Here is a 17,998-nt window from a genome sequence, read left to right as displayed (position 1 = left end):
CGATGCGCCCCTGGAGCCCTATCCCGATCGAGGAGTGCGGTGAGCCGCTGCAAGACCTCCCTCGGGAGTTCTTGCGGATGGAACCCCATCCCTACATGGCGCTCGGTGCACCCTATGGGGCCTCAGGGAATCCCTTCCAATTGCGCCAAGGGGTGGTTCAGCGTCTGCTGAAGGCGCAGCAGCGTCTGAGCGATCACGACCCCAGCCTTCGCCTGAGCATTTTCGATGCGTGGCGCCCGATCGCGGTGCAGGCCTTCATGGTGGAGCACAGCATTGCCGACCTCTGCCGCGAACGCGGGGTTGAACTGATGTCGGGGGACGCCTTCGACCGGGTGGTTGCCGATGTGGGGCGGTTCTGGGCCGCCCCCAGCCGCGATCCAGCCACACCGCCACCCCACAGCACCGGTGCCGCTGTTGATCTCACCCTCAGTAGCCGTGAGGGAATCCCGCTGGAGATGGGTGGAGAGATCGATGCCATTGGTGCGATTTCAGAGCCCGAGCATTACGCCGGACAGGAGGATCCCGATGCCCGCTGCTGGCATCAACGTCGGCAGCTTCTGGCCGATGTCATGGATGCTTCCGGCTTCGCCCAGCACCCGAACGAGTGGTGGCACTACTCGTTCGGTGATCAGCTCTGGGCCTGGCGCAAGGGTGCTGCTGTAGCGGTCTATGCCGAGGCCGCTAACAGTGCGCTCACTTCCTGATCCCCCAGCTTTTCGATGTGATCCCCGAAGCTGCGTCGACCACCGGCGGCCTTCCAGCTCAGCAGCAACGGTTCGAGGGTCTTTTCAAGATCGTCGAGGGGCAGTTTCTCCATGTAGGGACGCGCCAAACGTTGGAGGTTGGGGGTCCCACCGAGCCATAGCTGGTACTGGTTGACTCCGTTGCCCACCAATCCCAGCTCCGCCATGTAAGGCCGAGCACAGCCATTGGGGCAGCCGGTCATGCGCACGAGAAGCGACTTCTCGATCTCGAGCCGCCGCAGCTGGGCATCCAGGCGATCAAGAACATCTGGAAGGATGCGCTCCGATTCGGTGATCGCCAGGCCGCAGGTGGGGAGTGCTGGGCAGGCGATGGCATGTCTGGCGAGGCGGGCTGGTGCTTCAGGCACCTCAAAGCCCATCGCCTCAAGCTGCGTGCGAATGCTGGCGCGCTGGGAGGTACCGATGTTGCAAAGGAGCAGGTCTTGATTGGCTGTGAGACGAATCTCCAGCTGGTAGGTCTCGACGAGTTGCCGCAGTCCCGCTTTCAGATCACCGTTCAGGCGTCCACATAGCAGGGGCAGCCCCACGAACCACATCCCTGCCTTCTGCCGATGCCAGCCGAGGTAGTCGAGCAGTTTGGCCTTTGGTTCATTGCGCAGACCTTTGAGTGCTCCCTTGAAGTAGGTAGCGCAAAGGGTTTCGCGGAACCATTGAATGCCCTTGTCATGAATCAGGTACTTCATACGGGCGTGCTTACGCACTTCCCGGTCACCATGGTCCCGTTGCAACGCCAGGATCGCCTGAACCACATCGAGAACGTCAGCGGCTTCGACGTAGCCAAGGGGGTCTGCGGTGCGGGCGAAGGTCTCCTCCTTGTTGTGGGTGCGACCCATACCACCGCCGACATAGACGTTGCAGCCCCGAAGCTCGCCTGAAGGATCGGTAAAGGCCACCAGACCGATGTCCTGGGTGAGCAGATCCACGGAGTTGTCCCCCGGCACGGTGACGGCCACCTTGAACTTCCGGGGGAGATAGGTGTCCCCGTATAGAGGCTCCTCAGAGCTGCCTGAAAACACACCGTCTTCGCTCTGGCGCTTCCTGGCCTTCCGAACGGCGCGGCTGGGCTTGAAGCGATAACTCAGGTCACCATCCACCCAGAGATCGAGATAAGCCCCCTCAGCAGCCTCAGGGCTGAGTAGATCCGCAATCTCATCTGCCAGGCGGCGCGCAACGGGATACCCGCCCTTCTCAAAGGGAGCCGGAGGCGCCATCACATTGCGGTTGATATCTCCGCAGGCCGCCAAGGTCGAGCCCAAGTTGCGAACGATGGTGCCGATCACCTCTTTCAGATCAGCCTTGGGGATGCCATGCATCTGGAAGGCCTGGCGGGTGGTTGCCCGCAGGGTTCCATCCCCCAGACGATTGGAGAGTTCATCCAGGGCAAGAAAGAGCCTGGCGGGGATGCGTCCCCCTGGGCTGCGCAGCCGCAGCATCATCTGCCAGCTGCGGACCTTGTCGGTTTTGCGCAGTTCGCGGTGATGTTGCTGATAGCTGCCGTGGAACTTCAGCAGTTGAACGGCATCTTCTGTGAAGCGAACCTCATCGTTGCTGAGCTCGCTCAGCAGTGGGTCGCGCAGATGGTCACTGTCCAGCTTGCGCTGCTCCGCCTTAGACAGGGATTGAGATCCGGTTTCCGCCACTGTCAAGGAGCTTTCCCCCACCCCGAAAAGGACTTCTTGATTTGAACGTAGCGAAACGGCTTCCAATACAGTCGCCTCCGGCTCTGACCTTGGCGTGACGGCAACCTTTCTTCTGGAAATCGGCACCGAGGAGCTTCCCGCTGATTTCGTCAAGCAAGCGCTGACCCAGCTTGAGCAGCGGGTCAGTCGCGACTTGCGTGAGGCAAGGCTTGGGCACGGGGCTGTGTCGGTGTTCGGCACCCCCCGGCGTCTGGTGGTCTCCGTCGCCGATCTGGAAGACGGACAACCTGATCTTCAGGAAGACCGCAAAGGTCCCCCCGTGGCTCAAGCCTTCAAGGACGGCATTCCCGGCCCTGCGGCGATCGGTTTCGCGAAGCGTTGCGGTGTCGATCCCTCAGCGCTGGAACAGCGAGAGACGCCAAAGGGCCCCTGCGTCTTTGCAACGGTATTGACCCCTGGTCAAGCCAGTGCTGATCTCCTTCAGGCTCTGATCCCCCAATGGATCGATGCCCTCCAAGGGCGGCGGTTCATGCGCTGGGGAACGGGAGCCCAGCGCTTCAGTCGCCCCATCCGCTGGTTGCTCGCCCTTCAGGGCTCCAACGTCATTCCTGTGGTGCTGGATGGCGCTGACCCTGAGGTCCGCAGCGATCGCTTCAGCCGTGCCCACCGGCTTCATGGTGACGAGCCGCTCTCCATCGCATCGGCGGATGCGTTCGCTGAGACCCTCGACGCTGCCGGTGTTGTTGTTGACCGCACGGAGCGAGCTAAACGGATCCGTACCAGTCTTGATCAGTCGGCTGAGGCCGCCAATGGAACTCCCGACTGTCCAGAGTCCCTGTTCGAGGAACTCGTCGACCTTGTCGAGGATCCAAGGGTCCTCGAGGGAACCATCGCTGAGCGTTTCCTGCAGCTCCCCCCCGAAGTGATCAGCACGGTGATGCAGGCCCATCAGCGTTATGTTCCGCTGCAAGTGCCTGGCCTGGAGGCTGACCCGCTCCGACTGACCGCTGATGCGGTGCTTCGTCCTCAGTTCCTGTTGGTGGGCAACGGCTTGGCTCCGGCAGCCTCCCTGATTGTCCGCGGCAATGAGCGCGTTCTCGGAGCGCGTCTTGCGGATGCCGAATTTTTCCTGGACGTTGACCGACGTCAGTCCAGCGCATCTCGGCGTGAAGCCCTTGATCGAGTCACCTTCGCTGAAGGGCTGGGCAGTCTTCTCGACCGCTCCGAGCGGATCGAGCGGCTGACGGGGCTGCTGTTGAAGCAACTCGGTCTTAATCAAGCCGTTACGGATGCGGCCCAGCGAGCAGCTCATTTCTGCAAGAACGACCTGGTGAGTCAGATGGTGGGCGAGTTCCCGGAACTCCAGGGCCTGATGGGTGGTAAGTACCTCCTGGAGGAGGGAGAGCCCCGCGAGGTCGCCCTTGCTGTGGTGGAGCACTATCTGCCCCGAGGTGCCGGTGATGACCTGCCAGCAACGTCTGCGGGGGCTGTGGTGGCCGTGGCAGAACGGCTGGAGCTGCTGCTCAGCATCTTTGCCAAAGGCGAGCGCCCGACGGGATCCTCAGATCCGTATGCCCTGCGCCGTGCTGGCAACGGTGTTTTGCAGATTCTCTGGGGGATGGGTTGGCGGCTGGACCTCATGGCCTTCTTGACCAATGCCGTGGCCGAGTGGGCTGCCCTGTTCCCGGCCTTTGCGGTCGACTCCAGCCAATTGCACAACGACCTCTGTCAGCTGATGCGGCAGCGGATCGTGTCTCAGCTGGAAGACGACGGCTTTGCTCCGGATCTGGTGCAGGCTGTTGCTGGAGACGCCGTTTCCAACCAGCGTTTGCTTCGTGATCCTCTTGACGTGAAACAGCGGCTTCAGCTGTTGCGTGCTCTCCGGGATAGCGGCCAGCTGGATGCCGTGCAAGCGGTTGTTCAACGGGCCGCCAAGCTGGCCGAGAAGGGTGATCTGGCGCGGGATCAGCTTGTTGCTGGCGATGTGGTTCAGGCTGAACGCTTCGAGTCGGCCAGTGAGCAGGATCTGTTCGCCGCACTGGAGCAGCTGCAACCTTTGGCTCAGCAGCGGTCGTATCAAGCTCTAGCCGATGCGCTGGTGGCCGCAACCCCGATTCTTCAGGCCTTCTTCGACGGTGATACCAGCGTGATGGTGATGGTCGAAGACCCCGACTTGCGGCTCAATCGCCTCAATTTGTTGGCCGTTCTGCGGAATCAGGCTTCGGTGTTGGCTGAATTTGAATCGATTCAATCCAAATGAATGGCAGCTCCAGCCCCAGCGGCTAAGCAGGAGCGAGTCCATTCCTTTGGAATGCCTGATCAAGAGACCAACACCACCCAGCAGCCTGTCGTGATTCGCCAGGGAGGCAACGGCCTCGGAACCGTCATCGCGGCCGTCATCATCGCGGCCGCAGCCATCTACGCCGTCAACGTCTGGTCGACGACCAAGAAAGAAACCTCCCCGGCCAAGAACATCGAGCAGGGGATTGAGCGGATCAAAGATGCTGCTGGCAAAGCGATCGAGTCGCGCAACTAACCAGCAACTTCAGGGTTGTTTGGGGCCGGCCTCCTCAGGAGACGCCGGCCTTTTCTTTCGACTCCGTTTCCTTGGAGTTGGATCCTTTCGACTCAGTGGCCTGAGCCTTGATCTGCTGTGAAGCTTCCTCGGCAAGAAAATCGCCGTCTGAACGACCAACTGCTGAGGGAACAGGGTTGTACTTCGACGGAGCCAGGGCCTCGCCCCGGATCAAGCTGCCGACAGTGCGAAGGGTGAGCTTGATCTGCTGCCAGGGATTCATCATCACCACCCGCTTGTACAAATAGCTGTCGAAGGTCAGCTTCTGTACGTCCTTGTCGTCGCACATCTCGACGAAGGCCTCCCTGGCGGCGTCGTTGCGGTAGAAAATGCGCTGAAGGATGTCGAGAACCGCATAGGTGGCGCCGTACTTCCGGTCCCAGCGCTTGATGTAGGTCGACTTGATTTGTTTTTCCGTTGGGATGGAAGCACCGCTGTTGGAGATTTCCACGATCGCTTCAGCGCACATCCGGCCGCTCTTGGCAGCGAAATAAATCCCTTCTCCTGAACTCTTGGTGACGTAACCAGCTGCATCTCCCACTAGCGCCATTCGGCCTACAACCCGTCGCGGACGAGGGTGCTCAGGGATGGGATGGGCTTCCACCTTGATCACTTCGCCCTGGAACAGGCGCTTGTTGGCCCGTTCACGGATGCCCTTCTGCAGACCCTTGATCAGGCTCTGGTTCTGTTGCATGGTTCCGGTTCCTACAGCAACGTGGTCGTACTTGGGGAACACCCAGGCATAGAAATCAGGTGACACATCGGTGCCGACGTACATCTCCGCGAGATCCTCGTAGTAGGTCATCTCCTCGGCCGGAAGCTTGATCCGCTCCTGGAAGGCAATGGCCACGTTGTAATCACCGGCATCCATGGCTTTCGCCACCCGTGAGTTGGCGCCATCAGCACCGATGATTAGATCGACACCGAGGGTTTTCTGCTCTCCGGTGGGGCCGCCGCCGCTGTAGTCGGCGTAATGAATGGTGTATGGCCCCTGACGGTCAGTACCGGTGTCGATTTTCTGCACCAGACCATTGATCAGGGTTGTTCCTAGATCAGCGGCTCTGTTGCGGAGGAAGGCGTCGAAGACTTCCCGTCGGCACATGCCGATGTAGGCGTTGTCGTCGTAGCCGAGGGGATCAAGTTTGATGTCCACTTCCCTGTTGGAAGGGGAAATCATCTTCATGTTGCGCACTTTGCGGTCGATGATCTCGTCCGGAAGCTCGAACTCCTCAACCATGCAGAGAGGAATGGCACCTCCACAGGGTTTGGCGTTATCGAGTTTGCGCTCAAACAACCAGGTCTGAATTCCTGCCTTGGCCAGAATCTCTGCAGCACAGGAGCCGCTGGGGCCACCGCCGATCACCGCAACTCGCAACATCTCAGCCCGTCTCCGCTGGATTGTTTTTTGAAGCTATCACTGTCACAACGACCTTTGTGGGTCGAACTGGCCAGTGCCTTTACGATCGAAACAACACGCATCAGCGCTTTGGTTCGGGCCTCCTCTGCGCGACGCACCGAGCGGGAGGATATTCCGGTCGCCCGTCGGACACGACCGCCGCGTCAACGAAAGGGAAATGGCGCTGCTGGTCTGCTTTTCGGACTTGTACTTGTCTGCGCTGGAACCCTGGTAGCGGTGCTGGTCGCTCCCACCCTGTTGTCTCGACGGCAACCCACGCAGACCCTCGAGATTTCAGGCTTTCGTGAACGTCCCGATGCGGATGGACGCCTGTTGGGGCACTTCCCTTATCGCGAAGCGCAAGCGGATCAACTCATCGTGTTTCAACCGGGGATTGAACTGAATTTGGAGGCAGCCGATGCCCTCGACACGATGATGCGTTCCGCTGCGGCCGACGGTGTCGATCTCCGCTTGCTCAGCGGGTTTCGCTCGTTGGCCCTGCAGGAGTCTATTTTTTTTGATGTGGCCTCGGAACGTAATCAGACTGCAGAGGAACGTGCCCAGGTATCGGCTCCACCGGGCTACTCCGAGCACAGCACTGGTTATGCCGTTGATCTTGGTGATGGCCGGGTTCCTGAAACCAGCCTCTCCCAGAGCTTTCAAGACACCAACGCTTTTCGTTGGCTGCAGGACCATGCCGCTCGATATCACTTTGTTCTGTCCTTCCCTCAGGGAAATCAGCAGGGTGTGATGTACGAACCCTGGCATTGGCGCTATGAGGGCAATGCGGATGCATTGCGTCTCTTTGAGGCGGCCCGTCGCTTCTCTAGGCGCGATCCTTGACCGTCCCTGAGCTGCTGTCTCCTGCCGGCGACTGGGCTGCGATGCAGGCGGCCGTCGCCTCCGGCGCTGATGCGGTGTACTTCGGTGTTGATGCCTTCAATGCTCGGCAGCGGGCGGAAAATTTCAGACTTGATGACCTCCCTGAGCTGATGCAATGGCTGCATCAGCGCGATGTGAAGGGCTTCCTCACCTTCAACGTGCTGGTGTTCAGTGATGAACTCGCGGCAGCGGCACAGTTGCTGATTGCTGCCGACGAGGCGGCTGTTGATGCGGTGATCGTCCAGGACGTTGGGCTCTGTCGATTGGCTCAGCGCCTGGTGCCGAATCTCTGCGTGCATGGCTCCACCCAAATGTCGATTACGAGCTCAGCGGGGATTGCCCAGGCTGCAGCGCTTGGTTGTCAGCGGGTTGTGCTGGCCCGTGAACTTGCCCTTCGTGATCTCGAGCGCCTGCAGGCGCAACTAGCCCAGCGGAACCTCGTGATGCCGTTGGAGGTTTTCGTGCATGGCGCCCTTTGCGTCGCCTATTCCGGGCAGTGTTTGACGAGTGAATCCCTTGGCCAGCGCAGTGCTAACCGAGGCGAATGTGCTCAGGCTTGCCGTCTTCCCTACGAAATGGTGGTGGATGGTGAGCCCCGCGCTCTCGAAGATCAGCGCTATCTGCTGTCACCCCAGGATCTTGCTGCCTGGGAGCTCCTGCCGGAGTTGCAGCGGATCGGCGTGGCCAGTCTGAAGATCGAGGGGCGGTTAAAGGATGCGGCCTATGTGGCTGCCGTAACCGATGCCTATCGGCAACGCTTGGATCAGATCCCCGTCTCGGCTCCGCAGGTTCAACGCCAGCTGGAGCTGGCGTTTTCCAGGGGGCTCTCCACCGGTTGGCTGGAGGGGGTGAACCACCGTCGCCTTGTGCATGGCCGCTGGAGCAAAAAGCGTGGTCCCCTGCTGGGGCAGCTGCTTCGGGTTGAGCGGGGCGGTTGGTTGCACCTGCGCAGTCGAGAGCAGTTGCATCCTGGTCAGGGGATCGTGTTGGAACAACATTCGTCTGATCCCTTGCAACCACCACGGGAAATCGGTGGCCGGATCATGGTGTGTGAGCGGATGGGCGCCGAACGCTGGAAGCTGCGGCTGGGTCCGGATCGTGCGGATCTCTCTGGCTTGAGCCCTGGAGCGTCGGTGTGGCTCACCAGCGACCCCGACTGGCAGTCCCGTTGGCAGCGTGCTGCGCGCCGAACGGTGGAGGCCCGGTCCCGGGATCTGGCACTGCGGGTGTCCGGTCGGCTGGATGCACCGCTCGAACTGCAATTGCTGGCCCCGCAGGGCTTGGATCTCAAGCTCAGCAGCATGATGCCGCTGCAGCAAGCCTCCCAGCGCCCCCTCGATCGTGAACGGCTCCAGGAGCAACTGGGACGGCTGGGGGGGACGGGCTGGTTGCTTCAGTCTCTGGAAATCCAGCTGCAGGGAGATCTTTTCCTGCCTGTGGCTGAGCTGAACCGCATGCGCAGGGCTTTGCTTGAGCTTTTGGAGGCCTCGCTGGACGATACAACAGGCTCAGCTTCTATCCCGGCTGCTTCCGAACGGGCGGATGCCAAGCAGCTGCTGGCCAGGATGTGTCCCCAATCTCTCGCCCCGCAGAGCGAGACGGCGCCGGGTCTGGTTGTTCTGGTGCGCAGTCTTGAGCAGTTGCAGGCACTGGTGAATCTCTCCGACGAGGGCCTGCCGGTCCAGTCGGTGGTTGCGGACCTTGAGCAGCCCCGCGAGCTACGGGAAGCGGTGGCAATGGGGCGAGGCTGCTGGCCGGATGGACTCTGGCTGGCCGGGGCACGGATCACACGACCCGACGAACGCTGGAGCCTTGAGCCACTCATTCGCGCTCGCCCTGACGGTTTTCTCGTGCGCAATGCCGATCAGCTGGAGGTGTTGACCCCTTTGGCCCCCTGCATCGGCGACTTTTCCCTCAACACTGCCAATCCACTGAGTTTTCACTGGTATCGCGACCATTGGAAGCTGCAGCGCATTACCGCGAGTTACGACCTCAACCTTCAGCAGTTGCTGGATTTGGCGGCTGCTGTTGATCCAGCTTTGCTGGAGGTCACCCTGCATCAGCACATGCCTCTGTTCCACATGGAGCATTGCCTGTTCTGTGCCTTTTTGTCCGACGGAAAAGACCACACCGACTGCGGTCGTCCCTGCGAGAAGCACCACGTAACGCTGAGGGATCGCAGTGGCGTTGACCATCCCCTGCGTGCCGATTTGGGCTGTCGCAACACGCTCTTCAATGGGACTGCGCAATCCGGGGTGGAAGCGCTTCCGTCGCTGCTGCGGGCAGGCGTGCGCAGGATTCGGCTTGAACTCCTCGATGAGGATGCTGCCGCCACACGCCGTCGGATCAGCCTCTATGCCGAGGCTATGGCGGGTCGAATGGCCACCCAGGACGTGTGGTCTCAGGAGCGGATCCACCACCAGCTCGGGGTCACCCGCGGCAGTCTGCGGATCAGGGGTCCTGAGCGCACCAGTCGATTCTCACGTTGAGATAACCTGTCGCACTGCGCCTTTGGCGTTCTTCACAAATTCTTACGGTCAGCCCGCATGAGCGCCAACAACAAGGCGATCCGCAACATCGCGATCATCGCCCACGTTGACCACGGCAAGACGACTCTGGTCGACTCGCTGTTGGCGCAGTCAGGGATTTTCCGCGACAACGAAGCGGTGCCCACCTGTGTATTGGACTCCAACGATCTGGAGCGTGAGCGGGGCATCACTATCCTGTCGAAGAACACTGCGGTCACTTACAACGACACGCGGATCAACATCGTTGACACCCCGGGGCACGCCGACTTCGGTGGCGAAGTGGAGCGCGTGCTGGGCATGGTTGACGGCTGTCTGCTGATCGTGGACGCCAATGAAGGGCCGATGCCCCAGACCCGCTTCGTGCTGAAGAAGGCCCTTGAGCAAGGGCTCCGTCCGATCGTGTTCGTCAACAAGATCGACCGTGCCCGTGTTGATCCCGAGACTGCCGTCGACAAGGTTCTCGATCTATTCATCGAACTGGGGGCCGACGACGATCAGTGTGATTTCCCCTATCTGTTCGGCAGTGGTCTCGGAGGCTTCGCCAAGCCCGATATGAAGACCGACAGCGACAACATGCGTCCGCTGTTCGATGCCATCCTTCGCCACGTTCCGCCGCCGGTTGGTGACCCCGAGAAGCCCCTCCAGCTTCAAATCACCACCCTTGATTATTCCGACTTCCTCGGCCGGATCATCATTGGTCGCGTTCACAACGGAAAAATTAAACAGGGCCAGAATGCTGCTCTGATTAAGGACGACGGCTCCGTTAAGAAGGGTCGCATCAGCAAGCTGCTGGGCTTCGAAGGCCTTCAACGCATCGAGATCGAAGAGGCGTTCGCCGGAGACCTGGTGGCCGTGGCTGGTTTTGACGACGTCAATATCGGCGAAACGATCGCCTGCCCGGATGAACCCACGGCTCTGCCGCTGATCAAGGTGGATGAGCCCACCTTGCAGATGACCTTCGTCGTCAACGATTCCCCGTTTGCAGGTAAGGAAGGCAAGTTCGTCACCAGTCGTCAGGTGCGTGACCGCTTGCAGCGTGAGTTGCTCACCAATGTGGCCCTGCGTGTCGAAGACACCGATTCACCGGACCGTTTCTCCGTGAGTGGTCGCGGCGAGCTCCACCTCGGTATCCTGATCGAGACCATGCGTCGTGAGGGCTATGAGTTCCAGGTGTCTCAGCCTCAGGTGATCTACCGCACCATCGATGGCACCCCATGCGAGCCCGTTGAAACCCTGGTGATGGATGTTCCTGAACCAGCGGTTGGAAGCTGCATCGAAAAACTGGGCACCCGCAAGGGCGAAATGCAGAACATGGAAACAAGTGCTGACGGCCGCACCCAGCTGGAATTCATCGTTCCATCCCGCGGTCTGATTGGTTTCCGGGGTGAATTCATCCGGGCCACCCGCGGCGAAGGAATCATGAGCCATTCCTTCTATGAATACCGCCCGATGATGGGTGACTTCGACACCCGTCGGAACGGTGTTTTGATCGCCTTCGAAGAAGGAACGGCAACCTTCTATGCGCTGAAGAATGCCGAGGATCGTGGCCAGTTCTTCATCAGCCCGGGAACCAAGGTCTACAAAGGAATGATCATCGGTGAATACAACCGACCCCAGGATCTTGAGATCAACGTCTGCAAGACCAAGCAGCTCACCAACATGCGCTCCGCCGGTGCGGAGGAACTGGACACGCTGCAAGCGCCGGTTCAGATGACCCTGGAACGGGCCCTGGAATACATCGGACCTGATGAGATGCTCGAAGTGACGCCGGAGTCGATTCGTCTGCGCAAGCTTCCTGGCAAGAAGCCTGCGAAGGCCAAGCGCTGATGCCCCAAGCGGATCCCCGCTTTCAACAGGCCCTGGAGCTCTTCAACGCAGGTGAGTGGTACGCCGCCCACGATGTGTTTGAGGAGCTGTGGCATGAAACGGCTGATCCAGAGCGGCGCAGCCTGCAGGGAATCCTGCAGGTTGCTGTCGCGCAGTTGCATCTGCAACGGGGCAATCGGCGAGGTGCAACGATCCTGTACGGCGAAGCGCTTGGACGGCTGAAACGTCCAGGTACACCGGATCTGGGTCTTGATCTGGAGGCGTTGTGCGGTGCGGCGCAGCAACGTCTTGAAGCACTTCAGCTGGATGGGGATCCCGAGTCATGCACTGTCCCTGTTTTGCGGTTGCAGAGCTGAAGCGCCGGTAACCTCAACCAACTGTGGATTGATTGCGTGGCAGCCAAGGCGATGCTCCGTTCCGGGGGCCTTCTTCTCTTTCTGCCTCTTCTGGCTGCACTTTGCCCTCTGTTCCCTGCGCAGTCCCAGCAAGCTGCTGAAGCCGGTGTGATCACGATCGAATCCGACCTGCAATCGGCAGACAACAGCACGGGTGTGATCACTGCCAGTGGCAACGTTCGCTTGGTTCATGCCGACCGGGGCCTGGTGGCCACAAGCCGTCAGGCGCAGTACTTCACTGAAGAAGATCGGATTGTGCTGAGTGGTGATGTCGACGTGATCCAGACCGACGGCAATCTTCTCCGTGCCGATCGGTTCACCTACCTGTTGGAGGAAGGAAGGGCGATTGCCAATCCCCTTCCTGGCCAGCAGGTGTTCAGTCAATGGACACTTCAGCCCAGCCAGCCTGTGCTGGACGGCGCCCCCGCGACCACACCGGTGGCGCCATGACCCTGGAACTGTCAAACGTCTCCATCACATTGGGGGGGCGTCAGCTGGTGAAGGATCTGGATCTGGCTCTGTCTCCTGGCGAGGTGGTCGGGTTGCTCGGCCCCAACGGAGCCGGCAAAACCACCACCTTCAACCTGGTGATTGGTCTGCTCTGCCCTGATCAGGGTGAGGTGGTTATTGATGGTCGGCGTGTCACAGACCTTCCCATGCCGCAACGGGCCCGTCTCGGTGTGGGCTATCTGCCCCAGGAAGCCAGTGTCTTTCGCAATCTCACCGTGCGCGAAAATCTGGATATTGCCCTTGATCAGACCGATCTCAGCCCTGAACGACGGCGGGAGCGGCGCCAGCAGCTGATTGAAGACTTCCATCTCACGGCGTTCATGAACCGCCGTGGCTTCCAACTCTCCGGTGGGGAACGTCGTCGCTGTGAGGTTGCCCGAGCGCTGGCCTCCGGTGTCAATGGACCGCTTTATCTCCTCCTGGATGAACCCTTCGCTGGTGTCGATCCCCTGGCTGTCGCCGACCTTCAACTGCTGATTGAGGGATTGCGGTCAAGGGGCATGGGCATCCTGATCACCGATCACAACGTGCGCGAAACGCTGGCCACCACCGATCGTGCCTACATCCTTAACGATGGAGCGGTGTTGGCTGCAGGACGCTCCGATGAGGTCGCAGCCGATCCCCAGGTGCGGCGTTACTACCTCGGGGAGGGATTCCAGCTGTGATTTTGGAACGTTTTAAACGGGCCACCTGGATGCGGCTGGCTCTTCTTGACCGCTGGTTGCTCCAGGAACTCCTGGGTCCTCTGCTGTTCTTTATCGCGCTGTTCACCCTTCTGCTGCTTACCGGCGGGGTGATGTTTGAGCTGGTGCGGCAGATGGTCGACAAGAACCTGCCGATCACGATCGCGGTGCAGGTTCTGCTGTTCAGCATCCCGCGTTGGCTGGCCTTCTCCGTTCCGATCGGAACCCTGATGGCATCGCTGTTTGTATTCACCCGCCTTTCGGCGAACAGTGAACTCACCGCCCTGCGCAGCCTCGGTGTCACCACGGTGCGGATGATCAGTGCGGCCCTCGTTCTTTCGATGGTGATGACCCTGTTCACCTTCGTCCTCAACGACGTGGTGGTTCCCCGAAGCCAACGCTATGCAGAGGTCACCTTGAAGCGAGCCTTGGGGCGCTCACTCGCTAGTGAGACAGGTCGCGACATCATTTATCCACGTTTCGGCAGCCGCATCGATTCCCAGGGTGAGGAAGACGGCAAGGGCCTGAACCAACTGTTCTATTCCCGCAAGTTTCAGGACGGCGAAATGGTGGATGTGACGGTTCTGGATTTCTCTCGATCTGGTTTCACGCAGATGTTGCGTGCGGACAGAGCTATCTGGAATGAGGATCAGGCCAGCTGGGATTTCCTCGATGGGCAGATTCTGACCTTGGCGGCCAATGGCAGTTCGACCAAGGCCGATTTTGATCGTTATGTCTATCCCCTTGGCTCCGGACCCGTACGTCTGGCTGGGATTGAGCAAGATGCCGTCAACATGACCGTGGGCGAAGCCTTGCAGGCTCAGAGGGTCTATGAGGAGGCCGGAAGCATCAAAGAAGCTCGCAAGATCCGTGTTCGGATCCAGGAGAAGTTCACGGTTCCAATGGCTTGTCTGGTGTTCGGCCTGTTTGGAGCCACCCTCGGTGCTCAGCCCAGTTACCGCAGCAGCCGCAGCTTTTCGTTCGTGCTCACGCTTGGGATCATCGCCGTTTATTACGTGATCGGCTTCAGCTTCAGTTCGCTTGGAGTGAAGGGCACCCTTCCCCCCCTCCTGGCGGCATGGCTTCCTGTGGTTTTGTTTCTGGGTGCGGGTGGTCTGATGCTGAAACAGGCCAGTCGTTGATCTGCCGAGTCAGAATGGCATTTCTTCGTGAAATGGTGCGCTGAACACGCCTTTTGAGCTGGTGACCAGCCTTGGTTTTGCCGGCTTTGTATTGCTGCTGGTGGCCATGCCTTTGGCTTTCTGGGCGGTGTCGAGCCAGTCCCGTGGAGGTCTGGTGCGCCTGCTGGTTGCGATGGCCAACCTTCTGTTCACGGCCCAGTTGATTCTGCGCTGGTGGCAATCCGGGCACTTTCCCATCAGCAACCTCTACGAATCACTCTGCTTTTTGGCCTGGGCTTGCACACTCACCCAGCTGCTGGTGGAGCGTGCCTGGCCTTCCCCGATCGTTGCGGCAGCGGCCACACCGATGGGGCTCGGCTGCATTGCCTTTGCCAGCTTTGCTTTACCAGATCAATTGCAGTCAGCGGCTCCTCTGGTGCCTGCCCTGCGCTCGAGCTGGCTGGTGATGCATGTGAGCGTGATCATGGTGAGTTACGCCGCCTTGCTGGTGGGATCGCTTCTGTCCCTTGCGGTGCTGATCACGGATCGCGACCAGGCTCTGGAGCTGCGCAGCAGTTCAATCGGCAGTGGTGGCTTTCGGCAGGCGGCCTCGATAGGGAATGGTGGCTCTGTTCAGCTGCAATCTGTTCAGCTGAGCACCAATGAGCAACTCGACAGTCTCAGCTACCGCACCATCACGGTTGGCTTTCTGATGCTCACCGTGGGCATTGTCAGTGGCGCGGTTTGGGCGAACGAAGCCTGGGGAAGTTACTGGAGCTGGGATCCGAAGGAGACCTGGGCCTTGATCTGCTGGTTGGTCTATGCGGCTTATCTGCACACGCGTCTGAGCCGCGGCTGGCAGGGCCGGCGTCCTGCTTTTGTGGCTGTAGTGGGACTGGTGGTGATTGCTGTTTGCTACATCGGCGTCAATCTTCTAGGCATCGGTTTGCACAGTTATGGCTGGTTTTTTGGCGCGTAGTCTTGCCAATGATGGCGTTTGATACGGAGTGTTCTTCCTGAAGAGATTTCAATCTACGGAATACTCGACTTAAAATATTGGCTCCGAATGTTCTGGCTCATTCATGTGTTTTCGTGGTCAAGTAGTGTCTAAATACGATTCGCCTTGCCGTGAACTTTTGGCGATGCGTGATCGGCGTGAGTAATGTTCTTCTTGGATATTGATGATTTGCAGGCGTTTTCCGGGTCGAATATTATCCTCGTTGCTTTGCTGTAGTGGTCGTTATCTTCTTAAAAAAAGTCCTGTCAGTTCCGCGTTCAATGATCAAGTGATTCTTTGATGAGGGTGACCCGGCTTGCTCTGTTTTGACAGCGTTGTTGATTGTGCTGGTAATGGGGTGAAGTGTTCCCAGTGCGATATGACTTCCATGGGCTTTCGCCTTCCTGATGAGGACAAGCCTCTTGGTGTCTTTCGTTCCCCCGTGTGATCAGTTTGTTGAACCCCCTTCTTCTCCCATTTCTCCTGTGGTTCTGCTCCCGGTGCGAGAGCTAGAGGGATAGCCCCCATGGAAAGAAGGAATCTGATGGGGGATCCGAGGAGGAGGGTGTAATCAATGACACACCACTGCTTTATGGAAGATGTGGAGGGCCTGACGAAGTTGTTGAACAGAGATTTCTACGACCAAAATTATCGAGAATTTTTTTGCCATCAATGACTGCCGCCACGCGCTTGATCAAAAAACTCGACAAGGTCTTGGCCAACTACGACAGCTTTGGAGACAACCCTGGCGCTCACGTTGAAGAGGTTCTTGGCAAGATTGAGAAATCTCTGGACAACCTGCGCTCCAAGTCGAATCCAGATCACATGGCGAGGATCTACGTGGAACGAGACCGCGCCATGATCAAGCAGGTCATCCTGAACCGCGTCATGGCAGGTGATCTATCTGAACTGGCCTGAACACACCTCAGATCCCGCCCCCAGTAATGCCAGATGTCGCGTTGGATTTTGATGTCGATGAGCTGTTTTGACCGTCATGATGCACACAGCTAATCGCGCTCATCATGGTGATTAACGGGTGCTTATTCAATTCGGATCCCATCCAGAGCGATGTTTAACGAGGATGTGATTTGGGCTCAGTGCTAACTGGGCTTAATTCCTCTCTTCTCTAAAAAAATCCTGTTCCGTAACGGAATAGTCAATGTCTGTTGTCGAGTTGAGAGTGGGCAATCCATTCCCGATGCGGGCGGACCCCGGCTCCTTTTATCCCTCAGTCAGCCGCCATAGACATGCATCACTGCTTCTAGGGCACCAAGTCCAACGAGGAACGTGCCTGCGAGAAGGGCGAAGTCTTTTTTGGAGTTAGCCACAGAGACGACGGTTGCTCCGGCGAATGCCAACAGAAGAAACCTAAAGACAATTGGAAGGCCCAGCGTTGCGGATGGTGTATTTCTCTGATGAGTTTTGTAAACCCACTGCGGTGCATGGAGTTATCCGCTTGATACCAACTTTGAGTTACTTAATTGCTCTCAAGGGAGATATTAATGGCTTCTCCAAAACGGCCAAGATCTCTTTTAAGCAAGCCTGCGTCAAAAAGACGCGATTGCTAGCGATATTTTTTCTAGGGGTGAGATGGATGGCATGCATCAACTCTCCATAACGGTGCAGTGCTTTCTGCGACAGGTGTGATCAACCTTGCGTGTCGTCAGTCTGAAGAAAACCTGTGGTGTGGGCTAGCTCCTGCCGATGTTCACCATGGTGGATTTGTGGGTCTGGCAGCGAACGCGGCCGCCACAAGGGGATCGAGGCCTAACGGACTCTCCCCACCTCTGAGGGGGATCGAGGCCCACGTGGACTCTCCCCCACACCCTTCTTGTCTGCCCACTTCCAGTTGCCTTTGGGAACAAAGGTCAAAGTGACGCGAGAAGACACCGATAAAAGTGTGATTGTCGTGATCAATGACCGTCAACCCTTTAAGAAGGGCACGGTTATCAACCTTGGCCATGGAGCTGCTGATGCATTGGAACTTGATGAAAGCGGTGAAGCAGCCGTCGTCAGCCGTAAATTGCTGGTCTAATCCATCAAGACATGAACCTTGGAGAGATGAGATGTCTCCTGCTTTTGGTGGCGCTTCGTTAGAGCGATTTCACCTCAATTAGATGAGCGATGTCTGAGAGTTGTGATGGCTTTCTCTGCTTCCTCTGCTTCTGATCGGAGATAACGTTTCCGCTGTGCCGACTCCAAGCCAGATAGCTGGACGGGATGTCTGGAGGGTGCGATCCGTTGAGGCCGATCAAGACCCCTTAGAAGTGGATGGATTCCTCGCCTGCTCATTGTATCCTCCTTGGTTATGTGTGAATCTCGCGCCGTGATCTGTGGGTCATCGCGTTACTTCATGCTCCCATGATATCGATTTCTGTTTTGTGTTCAAGATCACTGATTGTGGTGATTGCCGTCCCTGAGATGTTCGGGTGATCCGGCATCCACTCCCTTGTGGTGTCTTGTTCTTGCTTTCAAGCGATCCTTAGATGCAAGGCAAACGCTTTGTTGAAAGTGCTGCCACTTGCCATTGATTTGAGCAAGCTATTTATAAGTCAGATGTTCAGAAAGGAATGCTACCACTGCCAGCAGGGATGGCCTGAACCATGTTGGCGTTCTTCGAAGCTCAACGAAGCGTCTGGCTGTGCGGCTTGTTAGGCCAGTCAGGCAGCTTCTAGATTCT

At 58.5% G+C, this 17,998-nt stretch carries 16 protein-coding genes; 13 read left to right on the top strand and 3 right to left on the bottom strand.

Annotation, left to right across the window (positions count from 1 at the left end):
* Nucleotides 1-2 precede the first annotated feature (2 nt).
* Complete coding sequence (locus tag FZZ88_RS06745; RefSeq protein ID WP_166018278.1) at nucleotides 3-704, top strand: M15 family metallopeptidase; 702 nt, start codon at nucleotides 3-5, stop codon at nucleotides 702-704.
* On the opposite strand, the gene FZZ88_RS06740 is transcribed toward FZZ88_RS06745, so the two are convergent.
* The gene (locus FZZ88_RS06740) at nucleotides 668-2,410 is read right to left on the bottom strand and encodes an NADPH-dependent assimilatory sulfite reductase hemoprotein subunit (protein ID WP_166018396.1); all 1,743 of its coding nucleotides are present in this window, start codon (nucleotides 2,408-2,410) and stop codon (nucleotides 668-670) included. The two genes, FZZ88_RS06745 and FZZ88_RS06740, sit on opposite strands and share 37 nt — an antisense overlap.
* An 88-nt stretch (nucleotides 2,411-2,498) precedes the next feature.
* On the opposite strand from FZZ88_RS06740, the gene glyS reads away from it, so the two are divergent.
* A complete protein-coding gene (gene glyS, locus FZZ88_RS06735; protein ID WP_166018279.1) occupies nucleotides 2,499-4,664 on the top strand; it encodes a glycine--tRNA ligase subunit beta in 2,166 nt (721 codons plus the stop codon).
* Nucleotides 4,665-4,940, top strand: coding sequence for a hypothetical protein (locus FZZ88_RS06730; RefSeq protein ID WP_226423745.1), 276 nt, complete (start codon nucleotides 4,665-4,667; stop codon nucleotides 4,938-4,940).
* Nucleotides 4,941-4,974: 34 nt separating this feature from the next.
* Here FZZ88_RS06730 and chlP read toward each other — a convergent pair whose 3' ends face one another.
* A complete protein-coding gene (gene chlP / locus FZZ88_RS06725; RefSeq protein ID WP_115023276.1) occupies nucleotides 4,975-6,357 on the bottom strand; it encodes a geranylgeranyl reductase in 1,383 nt (460 codons plus the stop codon).
* A 54-nt stretch (nucleotides 6,358-6,411) separates the two neighbouring features.
* Here chlP and FZZ88_RS06720 point away from each other — a divergent pair, with 54 nt between their 5' ends.
* The 9 genes from FZZ88_RS06720 (at nucleotide 6,412) to FZZ88_RS06680 (ending at nucleotide 16,236) form a co-directional block, all read left to right on the top strand.
* Complete coding sequence (locus FZZ88_RS06720; RefSeq protein WP_226423746.1) at nucleotides 6,412-7,218, top strand: D-alanyl-D-alanine carboxypeptidase family protein; 807 nt, start codon at nucleotides 6,412-6,414, stop codon at nucleotides 7,216-7,218.
* Nucleotides 7,215-9,746, top strand: a complete 2,532-nt coding sequence (locus FZZ88_RS06715) for a U32 family peptidase (protein ID WP_166018281.1) — start codon at nucleotides 7,215-7,217, stop codon at nucleotides 9,744-9,746. The genes FZZ88_RS06720 and FZZ88_RS06715 overlap by 4 nt, the downstream gene beginning before the upstream one ends.
* 57 nt (nucleotides 9,747-9,803) lie before the next feature.
* Nucleotides 9,804-11,612, top strand: coding sequence for a translational GTPase TypA (typA, locus tag FZZ88_RS06710; protein ID WP_115023272.1), 1,809 nt, complete (start codon nucleotides 9,804-9,806; stop codon nucleotides 11,610-11,612).
* Nucleotides 11,612-11,968, top strand: coding sequence for a DUF309 domain-containing protein (locus tag FZZ88_RS06705; RefSeq protein WP_166018308.1), 357 nt, complete (start codon nucleotides 11,612-11,614; stop codon nucleotides 11,966-11,968). Before typA ends, FZZ88_RS06705 begins: the two co-directional genes overlap by 1 nt.
* Before the next feature lie 51 nt (nucleotides 11,969-12,019).
* Nucleotides 12,020-12,457, top strand: a complete 438-nt coding sequence (locus tag FZZ88_RS06700; protein WP_115024184.1) for an LptA/OstA family protein — start codon at nucleotides 12,020-12,022, stop codon at nucleotides 12,455-12,457.
* The gene (lptB, locus tag FZZ88_RS06695) at nucleotides 12,454-13,182 is read left to right on the top strand and encodes an LPS export ABC transporter ATP-binding protein (protein WP_166018401.1); all 729 of its coding nucleotides are present in this window, start codon (nucleotides 12,454-12,456) and stop codon (nucleotides 13,180-13,182) included. The genes FZZ88_RS06700 and lptB overlap by 4 nt, the downstream gene beginning before the upstream one ends.
* Nucleotides 13,183-13,211: 29 nt before the next feature.
* A complete protein-coding gene (locus FZZ88_RS06690) occupies nucleotides 13,212-14,342 on the top strand; it encodes an LptF/LptG family permease (RefSeq protein ID WP_166018403.1) in 1,131 nt (376 codons plus the stop codon).
* 106 nt (nucleotides 14,343-14,448) lie between these two features.
* Complete coding sequence (gene ccsB / locus FZZ88_RS06685; RefSeq protein ID WP_226423751.1) at nucleotides 14,449-15,300, top strand: c-type cytochrome biogenesis protein CcsB; 852 nt, start codon at nucleotides 14,449-14,451, stop codon at nucleotides 15,298-15,300.
* A 690-nt stretch (nucleotides 15,301-15,990) separates the two neighbouring features.
* Nucleotides 15,991-16,236 (top strand): hypothetical protein, encoded by a 246-nt coding sequence (locus FZZ88_RS06680; RefSeq protein WP_166018310.1) that lies wholly within the window; start codon nucleotides 15,991-15,993, stop codon nucleotides 16,234-16,236.
* A gap of 314 nt (nucleotides 16,237-16,550) precedes the next feature.
* Here the strand turns inward: FZZ88_RS06680 and FZZ88_RS12150 are convergent, their stop codons facing one another.
* Nucleotides 16,551-16,676 carry a hypothetical protein gene (locus FZZ88_RS12150; protein WP_255606444.1) on the bottom strand — a complete coding sequence of 42 codons (126 nt, stop codon included), beginning with the start codon at nucleotides 16,674-16,676 and terminating at the stop codon, nucleotides 16,551-16,553.
* A gap of 473 nt (nucleotides 16,677-17,149) precedes the next feature.
* Between FZZ88_RS12150 and FZZ88_RS06675 the strand changes: the two genes are divergently transcribed.
* Nucleotides 17,150-17,353: a septal ring lytic transglycosylase RlpA family protein gene (locus tag FZZ88_RS06675; protein ID WP_166018312.1), complete on the top strand. Its 204-nt coding sequence runs from the start codon at nucleotides 17,150-17,152 to the stop codon at nucleotides 17,351-17,353.
* Nucleotides 17,354-17,998 lie beyond the last annotated feature (645 nt).

This window comes from Synechococcus sp. PH41509, from assembly GCF_020514285.1.
Classification (GTDB): domain Bacteria; phylum Cyanobacteriota; class Cyanobacteriia; order PCC-6307; family Cyanobiaceae; genus Parasynechococcus.
Note: the sequence above shows the minus strand (reverse complement) of the source record. Positions and strands in the feature narration are given on the sequence as shown.

Bases quoted from the DNA above. Each gene is read 5' to 3' on its own strand.
- FZZ88_RS06745 (WP_166018278.1), top strand. From the start codon at position 3: ATGCGCCCCTGGAGCCCTATCCCGATCGAGGAGTGCGGTGAGCCGCTG.
- FZZ88_RS06730 (WP_226423745.1), top strand. From the start codon at position 4,665: ATGGCAGCTCCAGCCCCAGCGGCTAAGCAGGAGCGAGTCCATTCCTTT.
- chlP (WP_115023276.1), bottom strand. From the start codon at position 6,357: ATGTTGCGAGTTGCGGTGATCGGCGGTGGCCCCAGCGGCTCCTGTGCT.
- typA (WP_115023272.1), top strand. From the start codon at position 9,804: ATGAGCGCCAACAACAAGGCGATCCGCAACATCGCGATCATCGCCCAC.
- FZZ88_RS06705 (WP_166018308.1), top strand. From the start codon at position 11,612: ATGCCCCAAGCGGATCCCCGCTTTCAACAGGCCCTGGAGCTCTTCAAC.
- FZZ88_RS06700 (WP_115024184.1), top strand. From the start codon at position 12,020: ATGCTCCGTTCCGGGGGCCTTCTTCTCTTTCTGCCTCTTCTGGCTGCA.
- lptB (WP_166018401.1), top strand. From the start codon at position 12,454: ATGACCCTGGAACTGTCAAACGTCTCCATCACATTGGGGGGGCGTCAG.
- FZZ88_RS06690 (WP_166018403.1), top strand. From the start codon at position 13,212: ATGCGGCTGGCTCTTCTTGACCGCTGGTTGCTCCAGGAACTCCTGGGT.
- ccsB (WP_226423751.1), top strand. From the start codon at position 14,449: ATGCCTTTGGCTTTCTGGGCGGTGTCGAGCCAGTCCCGTGGAGGTCTG.
- FZZ88_RS06680 (WP_166018310.1), top strand. From the start codon at position 15,991: ATGACTGCCGCCACGCGCTTGATCAAAAAACTCGACAAGGTCTTGGCC.